This window comes from Spirosoma endophyticum (assembly GCF_900112365.1).
Taxonomy (GTDB): Bacteria; Bacteroidota; Bacteroidia; order Cytophagales; family Spirosomataceae; genus Spirosoma; species Spirosoma endophyticum.
The window spans coordinates 651638-664151 of the sequence record NZ_FOLQ01000002.1; the positions used below are offsets into that span (position 1 = coordinate 651638).

Annotated in this window: 10 protein-coding genes; 5 read left to right on the forward strand and 5 right to left on the reverse strand. The window is 49.8% G+C overall.

The window, feature by feature from the left end:
* The first annotated feature begins 7 nt into the window (after positions 1 to 7).
* Together BM202_RS07695 and BM202_RS07700 are read left to right on the forward strand one after the other, a co-directional pair.
* The gene (locus tag BM202_RS07695) at positions 8 to 1063 is read left to right on the forward strand and encodes an alpha-hydroxy acid oxidase (protein WP_093824616.1); all 1056 of its coding nucleotides are present in this window, start codon (positions 8 to 10) and stop codon (positions 1061 to 1063) included.
* A gap of 21 nt (positions 1064 to 1084) precedes the next feature.
* Entirely contained in the window at positions 1085 to 1363 is a 279-nt protein-coding gene (locus tag BM202_RS07700; protein ID WP_093824618.1) for an Rdx family protein, read from the forward strand.
* A gap of 11 nt (positions 1364 to 1374) precedes the next feature.
* Here the strand turns inward: BM202_RS07700 and BM202_RS07705 are convergent, their stop codons facing one another.
* Complete coding sequence (locus tag BM202_RS07705) at positions 1375 to 2037, reverse strand: outer membrane beta-barrel protein (RefSeq protein WP_093824620.1); 663 nt, start codon at positions 2035 to 2037, stop codon at positions 1375 to 1377.
* A gap of 117 nt (positions 2038 to 2154) precedes the next feature.
* Between BM202_RS07705 and BM202_RS07710 the strand changes: the two genes are divergently transcribed.
* From BM202_RS07710 to BM202_RS07720, 3 genes are all read left to right on the forward strand, one after another.
* Entirely contained in the window at positions 2155 to 3861 is a 1707-nt protein-coding gene (locus BM202_RS07710) for an IlvD/Edd family dehydratase (protein ID WP_093824622.1), read from the forward strand.
* A gap of 74 nt (positions 3862 to 3935) precedes the next feature.
* Complete coding sequence (locus tag BM202_RS07715; protein ID WP_093824624.1) at positions 3936 to 5294, forward strand: PQQ-dependent sugar dehydrogenase; 1359 nt, start codon at positions 3936 to 3938, stop codon at positions 5292 to 5294.
* A 29-nt stretch (positions 5295 to 5323) separates the two neighbouring features.
* The gene (locus tag BM202_RS07720; RefSeq protein ID WP_093825188.1) at positions 5324 to 6091 is read left to right on the forward strand and encodes an SDR family NAD(P)-dependent oxidoreductase; all 768 of its coding nucleotides are present in this window, start codon (positions 5324 to 5326) and stop codon (positions 6089 to 6091) included.
* Between the two features lie 92 nt (positions 6092 to 6183).
* On the opposite strand, the gene BM202_RS07725 is transcribed toward BM202_RS07720, so the two are convergent.
* The 4 genes from BM202_RS07725 to BM202_RS07740 form a co-directional block, all read right to left on the reverse strand.
* Positions 6184 to 6888: a hypothetical protein gene (locus BM202_RS07725; protein ID WP_143100648.1), complete on the reverse strand. Its 705-nt coding sequence runs from the start codon at positions 6886 to 6888 to the stop codon at positions 6184 to 6186.
* 122 nt (positions 6889 to 7010) lie between these two features.
* Positions 7011 to 7931 (reverse strand): EamA family transporter, encoded by a 921-nt coding sequence (locus BM202_RS07730; protein WP_093824627.1) that lies wholly within the window; start codon positions 7929 to 7931, stop codon positions 7011 to 7013.
* Positions 7932 to 8049: 118 nt separating this feature from the next.
* Positions 8050 to 9456 carry a leucine-rich repeat domain-containing protein gene (locus BM202_RS07735; protein ID WP_093824629.1) on the reverse strand — a complete coding sequence of 469 codons (1407 nt, stop codon included), beginning with the start codon at positions 9454 to 9456 and terminating at the stop codon, positions 8050 to 8052.
* A gap of 173 nt (positions 9457 to 9629) precedes the next feature.
* Positions 9630 to 12485: a M16 family metallopeptidase gene (locus tag BM202_RS07740; protein WP_093824632.1), complete on the reverse strand. Its 2856-nt coding sequence runs from the start codon at positions 12483 to 12485 to the stop codon at positions 9630 to 9632.
* Positions 12486 to 12514: the final 29 nt, after the last annotated feature.

Genomic DNA, 12514 nt, shown 5'->3' on the forward strand with positions numbered 1-12514 from the left:
GTTCAATATGTATAAAGACGGTTTGAAATCGGGTGACCAAGTCGATTTGTCGGGAATGCTTAACCTGTTCGACCTTGAAAAAATGGCCGAGCGGAAAATGACGACAATGGCCTATGAGTACGTCGCCAGCGGGGCCGCTGATGAATGGACACTCCGATGGAACCGGGAGGCACTGGATGCCATAAAGCTTAAGCCAACCGTACTCTCCGATGTTAGCCAGCTCGATACCCGCGTTACGCTGTTTGGCCACGAACTGCCGTATCCCATTCTCATTGCGCCGACCGCTTACCACAAACTTATGCATCCCGAAGGGGAACTGGCCACAGCCCGTGGCGCAGGGGCTGCTTCGGCCGTTTATGTGGTCAGTTCATTTACGACAACCCCGCTTAGCGACATAGCAGAAGCCGCTACGCAACCCCTGTGGTTTCAGCTTTACGTTCGGGATGACCGTGAATTTACCAAAGACATTGTTCAGGAAGCCGAGGCACACGGTTATCGCGTCCTGTGCGTCACCGTCGACACCGCCGTAACGGGTGTCCGCAATCGGCAGCAACGCGCTAATTTCACGTTGCCGGATGACATGCAGACACCGCACATGCCCGGCTCGTTACTCGAACAAAAGCCTCTTACCTGGAAAGACATCGAGTGGCTGCAATCGTTCGCCAAAACGCCGGTGCTGCTGAAAGGAATCTTAAATCCCGACGATGCCGAAAAAGCCGTTCAGGCTGGCGTATCGGGTATCATTGTCTCTAACCATGGCGGACGAAATTTAGATACCGTTCCTGCTACCATCGAAGCCCTGCCCCGTATTGCCGAAAAAATAGACCGGCGAATCCCCGTGCTGATGGATGGCGGTATCCGACGGGGCACCGATGTCGTGAAAGCCATTGCCTTAGGAGCCAGTGCCGTGCTGGTGGGCAAACCCGTTTGTTTCGGCCTGGCATCCGCAGGGGCAGAAGGCGTAGCAAAAGTGATGGAAATCCTTAGAAATGAACTCGAACTGACGATGGCCCTGACGGGTAGAGCCAGCCTTGCCCACATAGACCGCTCGGTCATCTGGTAATGATTTTTTTAAGCCAAATCCATGAAACCCACAATCACCATAGAATATTGCCCGAAATGTGGCTGGCTGTTACGGTCGGCCTGGATGGCGCAGGAAGTGCTTACTACGTTCACCGATGATGTTCATGGCGTGCTGCTGCATCCGTCTGAATTCAGCGGCCGGTTTTCTGTAAAAGTTGACGAGCAGGTCATCTTCGACCGGAAAGTGGCGGGGCGATTTCCGGACATAAAAGAACTGAAACAGCTCGTTCGGGACGTAGTGAATCCTGAAAAAGATCTGGGCCATTCCGATAAGAAATAGCAAGAACTACTTCAGAACGAGTACATCACCTGAAGTTGCCCGTTCACCTGATACGCTACGTAGCGTTCATAGTCACCTGCCGGTTTGAAGCGCCAGATCAGCATAGGTTGCGCGGTTAATGACAGATGGTTATTGAACGTATACGCAACGCCCGCGCCGACTGCCGCCTGAAACGTAATTTTTTTACTGAAGGTTACTTTCAGATCGCTCTGCCCAGTATTTGATTGATCCCGATAAATTGTTGACTGAGGAAAGTTGGCCAGGGTACCGGCTGAAAAGTAAGGCGACAAGCGCTTGCGGCCTGGCCGGTAGTTTACGAAAAGGGGCACCTGAACAGCCTGTCCGATAATTCGCGTGGGTGAAGGTGTCGAGTTAAACGGATTTGTCCCATTCGTACTTAATCGGTTATACCAAAAGCCCGTTGAGATCGACCAGTTGGGTGTAAATGAATAGTGCGCTGACAAACCAAGTACATGCCCATACGTTGTCGACCGGCTATCAAACGTAGTCGATGTTAGTTGTCCATTTTGGTCGGGCAGTAAAATAGTCGACATCATACTGGCATGATTGACCACGGGACCACCTGTTATGGACAGCGCGAATCGGCTTTGTGCAGAAGCCAGCGTCGCGGTTATCAGCAATAGGATAAGTGTCTGATAAACACTCGTTTTCATGACGTAGTACGTTAAGAATAGGGTAGGTAATAAACTTAAAAGGCGGAAAATGGATTGGCCAGAAGTAAAAATTTAATCTTCTTTGCCTTTACTGACTACTGCTAATCTGCTTACAAAATGCCATTACGCTCCCGAGAATGGTTTGGCCGCACCGGAAAAGACGGCTTTATTTATCGCGCCTGGATGAAAAATCAGGGGTTCCCCCATCACGAGTTTGAGGGGAAGCCCGTTATCGGCATCTGCAACACCTGGTCGGAACTGACGCCCTGCAATGCGCACTTCCGCGAACTGGCCGAAGCTATCAAACGTGGTGTTTGGGAAGCGGGCGGTTTCCCGCTCGAATTTCCGGTTATGTCGCTCGGTGAATGCCAGATCAAGCCCACGGCAATGCTGTTTCGTAATCTGGCCAGCATGGACGTAGAAGAAAGCATTCGGGGCAACTCGATTGACGGCGTCATTCTGATGTGTGGCTGCGACAAAACTACGCCCTCGCTCGTGATGGGTGCCTGTAGCGTCGATATTCCGACGATGGTGGTGTCGGGCGGGCCAATGCTGGCGGGCCGTTTTCAGGGTCGTAAAGTCGGGACAAGCGACCTCTGGCGATTTGCCGAAGCCTTTAAAATGGGCGAAATGAGCCAGTCGGAGTTTGTGGCTGCCGAAGCCGGCATGGCGCGCTCGCAGGGACACTGTGCCGTGATGGGGACAGCCTCAACCATGGCCGCGATGGTCGAATCACTGGGGCTGGCATTGCCGGATAATGCCACCATTCCAGCCGCCGATTCGCGCCGGAAAGTGCTGGCGCATATGACGGGTGTTCGGATGGTTGAGCTGGTCCGTGAGAATATGACACCGTCCAAAATTCTGACGCGTCAGGCGTTCGAAAATGCTATAATGGTCAATGCCGCGTTGGGCGGTTCCACCAATTTTATCCTTCATTTGACAGCCATTGCCGGTCGTGTGGGTATTGATTTGTCACTGGACGATTTCGATACGTTGTCGGCGAAGATTCCGCTGCTGGCGAACCTGCAACCGTCCGGTGAGCATTTTGTGGAAGATTTATTTTACGCGGGGGGGCTTCCCGCCATCATCCGCGAACTTCGTGGCGTATTGAATAACGATGCCATGACGGTCAATGGCCAGACCATCGGAGAGAACTGCGCTGAGGCTCAATGTTATGATCCAGCCGTAATTGCCTCCGTTGAACAGCCGTTCAAACCCGAGTCAGGCATTGCGGTGCTACGGGGCAATCTCTGTCCGCATGGGGCCGTGCTAAAACCCTCGGCTGCGTCGCCTGCGCTGATGCAGCATACGGGCCGGGCGGTCGTCTTCGAAAACATCGACGATTACAAAGCCCGCATCGACGATCCGAATCTGGATGTTGACCCAACCTGCGTGCTGGTGCTGAAAAATGTTGGGCCCAAAGGCTATCCGGGAATGCCCGAAGTGGGTAATATGCAACTGCCTGCCAAGATTCTGGCGATGGGTGTGCATGACATGGTGCGTATTTCGGACGGGCGCATGAGCGGCACGGGGTTCGGTACGGTCGTTTTGCACGTATCACCCGAATCGGCCGTTGGTGGCAATCTGGCGCTGGTACAAAATGGCGACCTGATCACACTCGACGTGCACAACCGGAGCCTGCATCTGCACGTATCAGACGAAGAACTGGCCGCACGCATTGTGAGCTTCAAACCGATTGATCTGGGCTACTCGCGGGGCTATGTGAATCTGTACATACGTCACGTAACGCAAGCCCACGAAGGTGCCGATTTTGACTTTTTAAAGGGTGGTTCAGGCAGTGAAGTAAAGCGGGATTCGCACTGATAAGCAGTGTTTTAACGTATTTTTAATGCGTATGTTTGTGGATAGACTTTCAGCTCCATCGATTGTATCTATCTATGCCACTACGTTATTTTCTTGTGCTTTTGCTAAGTACCAAATTATTGGCCCAAACGCCTAAGCTACAGTTGTCCTTAGTGGCTAGTGGCCTAACTCGACCGAGCGATGTGGTCGTGCTTAGCCCCACTGAATTTCTGGTTTCTCAAACGGATGGTAAAATTCAACTGGTTCGAAACGGGGTAGTTCAAGCTACTCCGTTTTTAGATATTAGCGATAAAATTCGCGATCCAACCTGGGAAGGTATTTTCGGGATTGCGCTGCACCCCGACTATGTCAGTAACGGCTATATCTATATCCATTACTCCAATAGTATTATGACATCGGTTTTTGCCCGATATACGCGAAAAGCTTTGAATCCAGACCAGGCAGACCCCGCTATGGAACTCGTATTCCTGACGATTCCATATCCCAATGGTGGGCACCGCTCCGGAAAGATCGGCTTTGGTACCGACGGTTATTTTTATTTAACAACCGGCGATTCATCATCCGGTTCCCGTGGTCCCGTCAGCAATACCGATTCGCTGGCTCAGAAACTAGCGCAGAATTTGCAGGATTTACACGGGAAAATGCTGTGTATTGATGTGAACAATGGGAATTCGTATGTCATTCCCGCAACAAATCCGTATGCAAATGCTTCAGACGGCACTCGACCTGAGATCTATGCATTGGGTCTGCGTAACCCCTGGCGGTGGAGTTTTGATCGGCAAAACGGTGATTTCTGGCTAGGTGATATAGGTCAGGATGGATGGGAAGAGCTAAATTTCACGGCGGCCAACACACCAGCGCCCCAAAATTATGGATGGCCCTATTTTGAAGGAAGTCATCCGTACGCGTTGAGTTGTCCACCGAATGGAACGTATCATACGTCCTTGTTGGACTATCCAGGCTATACTAACAATGGCGGGCAATCGGTATCCATAACCGGTGGATTTGTCTATCGGGGCTCTGCGTATCCCAGCCTGAAAGGTTGGTATGTGTACGGTGACTATGCGACGGGCACATACTGGACGTTGAAGCGAAATGCGAATGGAACGTATCAGACTATACTACAGGCAACATCGGTTGTTGGGTCAAGTCCTGTCTCATTCGCCGAAGGTGCCGGGGGAGAATTGTATGTGCTCTCGCTGGCTGACGGTAAACTTTATCAACTTGTCGCTGAAGTTATAGTTATTACCAGTGTTCAGGATGGGAGTTGGTCCAGTCCGGCTACGTGGAATTGTAACTGTCTGCCTACGGCAAATGACGACGTAATCATTTCGAATGGCCATACCGTATCGGTAGGTCAACCAGCTCAGGTTAAATCAGTAACGATGAAAGGAAAACTTCAATTTACCAATACCGGCACCGTATCATTTTGATGCGGGAAAAGCACGATTTTAACGCAAGTATGAATTCAGTACTCACCAACCAGACAGTCCTCATTACCGGTGCCGGAATCGGGATTGGCTTTGCCATTGCCAACGCGTTAGTTCAGCAGGGAGCCAATGTCCTTCTCAATGATTATGATGAAGAATTAGCGAAAAAAGCGGCCGAAGTTATCCGACAGGCCGGGCCGGGCCGTTGCGAAGCCTGCTCCGGCGATGCCTCGAACGTAGCGTTTATTGAACAGATGGTCGAAACGGCGGTCAGCACGTTCGGGTCGCTGGATATTGCCATTGCCAACGCAGGTATTACGGTTTTCGGCGATATTTTCACGACTACGCCGGATGCCTTTCAAAAGATTGTGGATGTCAATCTGCGGGGGAGTTTTTTTCTGGCGCAGCTGGCGGCCAGCCAAATGCGGAAACAGGGAAAGGGTGGGAGTATCCTGTTTATGTCGTCGGTGGTGGGGCATCAGGCGCATCCGGGCTTACCCGTTTACAGTATGACCAAAGCGGGTCTGGAGATGCTGGCTAAACAATTGGTCATCGATTTTTCACCCCTTGGCATCACGGTCAACGCCATTGCGCCCGGTGCAACCCTCACGGAACGCACGCTGGATGACCCAACCTATATTCCTATCTGGTCGCGGATTACGCCGATGGGCCGCCCGGCCACCGTCGAAGACATCGCCAATGCGGCCCTGTTTCTGGTTTCGCCCCTGTCGCGGCACATTACCGGCCAGAGTCTGGTGGTCGATGGCGGCTGGACGAGCATAAGTCCTCCACCGGTGTAATGTTGTAGCTGGCACAGGTTCAAACCCGCGCCAGAGCTGCACTAACTCAGTGCAGGACTCTTTCTTACCGTAATGCTACGTTAAGCACAGATTTATACAAGCTTGATAGTTTGTTCTTTGTTGTCAGTATAAGTTATTTTTAGTAGGTCATTATTTTCAATCGTTGCAATGTCATTTAGTGGACCTATATATATTTTTATCGGCTCATTTTGCTTGTTTGGTATAAAAAATCTAAACTCATTTTGGTGTTTAAACTTTTCATGTTTTTTGAAGAACCCGATCTGTCCAGAGTAGTCATTAGAGTGATAACTTACCCTATTATATTTAACATTTTCATAGCCTTTATTTTTCAATGTTTCCAAGATACGGTCAATGAATTTTTGAGGGCTATGGATTAAAATTAGCGATTTCCCAAATGTTTTTGTGTTGAATTCTAAATCGTTACGTTCATCCATGAGATGTTCGCTGTAAATACCATTTAGACAATAAATATTACCTTTTTCATCAGAATCAGTAACCATTACGCCATTAATTCCATCTAAAGAAATTCCATCTTTATTTATATCCTGCCCAATATCACAAAGTTTAACTTTTACGGCGCCCAAAAAGCTCCTTGTTGAAATTCCATCTTGAGTATCTGACCGATCTTCATTTTGATCACATTCTCTAATAAAATCTATCGTATTGATGTATACTTCCCCTTTCTCATACAGAGCTTTTATATGCTCAGGGCTATCTCTTCTATACAAAAAGAAGAGAGTATTTTCCTTAATCTCGATGATTTCATTATAGTCCATGTCGAATTGTAATCTTGTGTGGGAAATATATTGAATTACCTCAGAGTCATATTTCTTCAAAAAAGGACATATTCACAAAAATTCAGACCGAAGTTTCAAAGGATTGTCCGCTCGCCACTACATTACTTCTTGCCCAGCGTAATGAGTACAACACCGACCAGTGCGACGATAGCGCCGATGAATGATTGGCTTGAAAAGACTTCCCCCGCAAACGTAGTGCCGAGTAACATGGCGACAACGGGATTAACAAACGCATAGGTAGACAACAATTGGGGTTGCGCGTTGCGAGCCAGCCAGGAGTAAGACGAAAAGCCAATGATACTGCCAAAAATGATCAAATAAATCATTGACCAGATGGCCTTTGCCGGGGCCTCAAAAATGCTCATTGGCGTAACGGGCTCCAGGACTAAGCTCACCAGCATCGTTGCGATTCCACCGATAATCATCTGCATACCACTGAAAATCGTACCCGATGGCAACGTAAGCCGAGGTGTCAGCAGCGTACCAATCGCCCACGAGAAGTTGCCGAAGGCAACGAGTCCGACGCCAATTAGTTTGGCGTCGATGCCGCCCGTGCCCTGTAGTTTGTCGGGCTTGACGAGCAGATAAATACCAATCAGACCGACAATCAATCCCGCTATTGCCAGGTTGCTGGGCCGCTTTTTACCGAAAGAAACCCAGTTGAGTGTGAGCAGGTAAACCGGTAATAAACCGCCTAATAAAGCCGCCATACCGCTCGGAATATATTGAAGACCGACAGATAGACAACCATTTGAAATTGTTAATAACAATACGCCAATAATACTCGCTGACCGCCATTCGACTCGCGTTGGAGCAGGTGTTCCTGTTAGCCGTGCATATCCGTACAAAATGGACCCTGCAATTAAATACCGGATGGATACCATGTAGAGGGGTGGCATCTGTTCGGTCATGAAATGAATGAACAGGTAGGTAGACCCCCACAGGATGTAGACCGAAATTAAATTTCCCCAGAGCGTAGCGCGGCTTGGGGTACTGGTTACGGGAGACGTAATGGCTTGCATACAACAGACTTACTAATGCCAATGTAACACCAAAAAATTATATTTTTCCCCGTTCAGCACGCCTATTTTTATAGTATCCAGGATTGATTATAAAAATTCCAACCAGAGTTTTATTCGGTCAATAAAATACTTCGGTCTTATTGGACTCCAGTTGCTCGATAATTGGGGCGTAAGGACCTGCTTTTATGTTTTCCTGCGAGAGCGGATTCGAGCGTAAATAGATTTTTTTCAACGTCTTTAACCCACTCAAAGATGTAGGAAGTTCACGCAAATTGTTGTTATTCAGGTCTAATTCTTCCAATGCTGGTAACGTACTCAATACATCTGGCGCCACTGAAAACCAGTTATACCCCAGGTCGAGGACGCGCAGATTCGCTAACCGCTGAAACTCGCCGGGTAATTGACTGATCCGGTTGTGGTGCGCAAATAGTACGTTCAACCGATGTAATTTTGCCAGCGATGCCGGTAAATCATGCAAATCGTTGTAGGCAACAGCTAATTGCTCCAGCCGCTTCATTCTGCCTACTTGACGAGGCAATTCTGTAAACTTATTATAGTACAAATCCAGGACCTTCACCTGTTTCAACCGCCCGATGGATTTTGGTAACTGAGTCAAGCCGGCATTATACAGATTCAGGTCGTTGAGTCGGTGCAGGCGACGTAGCGTTTTAACGTCCAGTTCCTTTAACTCATTATTGCCCATCCACAGGCTTTCGAGACGGCGGTTCTGCCGAACAGACACCGGAATTCGCGTTAGTTTGTTGCCTTGCAGATTCAATGAGACCAAGTGTTTATTGCGATCTATAAATACACTATCGTCCGGAATGGCGTTGTTCAGCAAACTCAACCGTTTCAGCGTAGGAATGTCAGCGGTCAGCCGGGCAGGGAGTTCATGCAACTGATTTTTCGACAGATCCAAATCGACCAGATTCGGGAATCGATAAACAACTTCTGGTACGTTTGTTAGTTCCAATTGATTGAAGGCCAGTATCGTAACTGTGTCAGGGCGAATAGTTTTTTGGGCGGCTGCTAACGTACTGATAATACCCGGCCCCCGCCGAACGGTGCGGGGTGCCATGCCTGCCTTTCCATACATCACGGCCGACGAAATCCGGAATGGTACCGAACCCCTGGCCGGATGGGGCGTTGTTGAATAAAATTCCTGCAACGTAGCAACTGCTTTTGCGACGACAGAATCCGGTTGCGATCGATCAGCATCGACCAGCACCCACTGTGCGTTACCATCCGGTTGATAGTACTCGGAAAGAAACAGAACAAAGGCTTTTGGGGGTAGCTGGTTCTGTTTCTTTAGAAAATCGCCGAGTTGCTTCTGGCGGGCTTGTGTCGCTTTGTGGGCTCTGTTGGGGTTTCCGCGAAACAGCTCATTCAGCCCAAAGTACTTTTTATCCAACACCGTTCGACTGAGTTGATACGTCGTTGTATCCCGCAGTAGAATCACCTTCACCTGCGCCCATACCGGTACTGAAAACGATCCAATGATCAATAGTAGAAGTAGTTTTTTCATGGAAAACGATAGGTTTAGGTATATGACTAAATTTATAGTTAAATTCCATAAAAAAGAACCGGGATTTATCAGATTTAGGGATTTGCAGGATTTTGTTAACCGCTTTTGTTGAAAGCAAAATCTGTTTAATCCCTAAATCTGATAAGTCCCGGCGGGGCCGCCCGCGCGGTCCATTAGTTTTTCTTACCGCCACCCACAGTCGAAGCGGGTTGAGCGTTGGTGGCTTTCCTGGCGGCTTTGACAAAGTCACCGGCCTTAATAATCGAAATTTTCGATGGGTCGATGTGTTTCTTCATAGCAGCGTTGACTTGCTCAGGTGTCAGAGATTCTAGTTTCTTCTCGAAATCGGCATCCCAGTTTAGCGTCCGGTTCAGATACAGGTAGTTGTTCAACGTACCAGCTAACGAAGGGTCCTGCGCCCGCGATACCATCCGTGCCTGCAGTAAACCGGAACGAGCCGCTTTGATCTCGTCAGCTGTAAAGCCCTCTTTTACCGCTTTGTCCATCTCCTCCCGGAAGGCTTTCTCCAAGCGTTCGGCATTCTCTGGGTTGTAGATAGCGTAGGTCATAAACATACCCGTTTTGTCGAGCGGATTCGCTGATACTTGCGAACCAACACTGTAGCTGATGCCTTCTTTCTGGCGGATACGTACCGCTAAGTGCGAGTTCAGAAAACCGCCCCCCAGCATGTAGTTGCCCAGTACCAGGGCCGGATAATCTGGGTCGTCGTCACGTAGCGGAATATTTACACCTGCCACCATGAAGGCATTGGCCTTATCGGGAGCTTCCAGCGATTGGGGCGTTGGTTTAATATCGTTATAAGTCGAAACCAACCGACTAAAGGGCTTTTTCGCTTTCCAGGTGCCAAACTCGTCGGTAATTACCTTCCGGACGGGCGTCTCCTCGAAGTCACCAACGACCGACATGGTGGCGTTCTGGGTACCATAAAAGTCCTTGTGGAATTGCTTCAGATCGTCGAGCTTAAGCGCGTTTACATCCGCTACATCTTCGTCGGGCGTCGATGTGTATCGGATGTCTTCTTTTGGGTAGGGGTTCATCTGACGCTGATACGCCGTGAAGGCCATACTCTGTGGTTCCGAACGTTGCGATTCGATCTCCGCCAGTTGTTCCTGCTTAAGATTGTCGAACTCCTTAGCATCGAAGGCCGGATGCTTAAGCATGTCGCCCACGAGACGTATCACGGCAGGAAGATTCTCTTTGGTCGTTTTCATGGTTACATTAACCTGATTCGCACCACCCGATACGCTTACCTGCGCTTTCAATTTGTCCAGCTCATCCTTGATTTGCTGGCGACTTTTGGTCGTAGTGCCTCTGTCGAGCATCGATGCGGTAAAGACCGAAATCGCGCTCTTGTTCATCAGGCTTTTCTCATCACCATACCGTAGCGTCATGCGTGCATTTACCTCATTACCGCGTGTCGATTTGGGCAGCAACGCCAATTCGATCGTGTTGGGCTGTTCCGACCGCCGGGTGCGACCGTCGATGTTGGCGGGCGATGGATCGAACGCTTCGCCCTGCGCCACCAATGCGCGGCCCTTGTAATCTTTCACCATAGCGGCAATGTCGGGCGCGTTCGGTACGTCGACGCGGTCAGGTGTTGCGTCTGGCATAAACACACCAACGGTCCGGTTCGAGGGTTTGAAGTAGTATTTAGCGACGCGCTGCACATCGGCAGACGTCACTTTTTCGAGGGCGTCACGATAGAGGAAACCCAGCCGCCAGTCGCCCGTCGCAATGTATTCGCTCATGGCTAAGCCAAGGTTCTCGGCGTTTTTGAAGCTCAGCTCCACATCTTTCAAAATCTTCGCTTTGGCACGATCAATTTCCTCTTTCGAAGGTGCCTTGATGGCGATTGAATCCAGCGTTGATAGCAGGGCTGCCTTGGCCTCGTCAACCGACTTGTCTTTCAGCATCTCGGCCGCAAAATACACGTAGCCAGGATCTTTGGTTGTGAACGAATAACCGTATTGTTGAGACGCTTTCTTCGTTTCGACCAGCGCTTTATACAGGCGTCCGCTGGGTTCATTGGTCAACAGTTCGATCACTACGTCCATGACCGGGTAATCAGGGTGTGAACCGGGCATGATGTGATACAAGGCCGAGACGACCTTTGTGTCGCCTACACGACGTAGCGTCACCAGTTTTTCGCCATCCTGGGTAGGTTCGATGCTGTAGGTTGGTTGCAGCACCCGCGTTGGCCGCGGAATGGATGCAAAATACTGGTTTACCATCGCCAGCGTTTTGGCCTCGTCAATCTTACCGGCTACCACCAGCACCGCATTGTCGGGCTGGTAGAATTTCTTGTAAAAGGCCTGGAGGTTTTCGATGGGTACCTTCTCAATATCAGAGCGGTTGCCGATGGTCGATTTACCGTAGTTGTGCCATAAATAGGAGGCCGACACAACACGCTCGTTCAGTACGCTCTGCGGGGAGTTTTCGCCCATCTCAAACTCATTTCGCACAACGGAAAACTCCGTAGCGAGGTCTTCTTTTTTGATGAACGAATTCACCATCCGGTCCGACTCCAGGTCGAGCGCCCATTTCAGGTTTTCGTCGGTAGCCGAAAATGTCTCGTAATAATTCGTACGGTCGAGCCAGGTTGTGCCGTTGGGCCGGGCACCGTGCGACGTCAGTTCCTGCGGAATGTTGGTGTGCCTGGTGGACCCTTTGAAAACCATGTGTTCCAGCAGGTGGGCCATGCCCGTTTCGCCGAGACCTTCGTGCCGCGAACCCACCAGATACGTAATGTTGACGGTAATAGTTGGTTTCGATGGATCGGGGAAAAGCAGGATTTTGAGGCCATTTTTGAGATTGTACTCGCTGATGCCTTCGACGGATGCACCTCTGGTGACACCTTCTGGTAGAGCAACGGCCGCCGGTTTGTCCTGAGCGGACGAGATCGTCAGACTGCTGATCAGCAAAGCTGCGGCTAGTGCGCCCGTTCGTAATCCGCCCGTACGAGGCAATCCGGACCGGGAATTTCCAGTCCGGGAAACGTTATTTTTCATAAAATACGGTTAGTTGGGTAGCCAAAAAC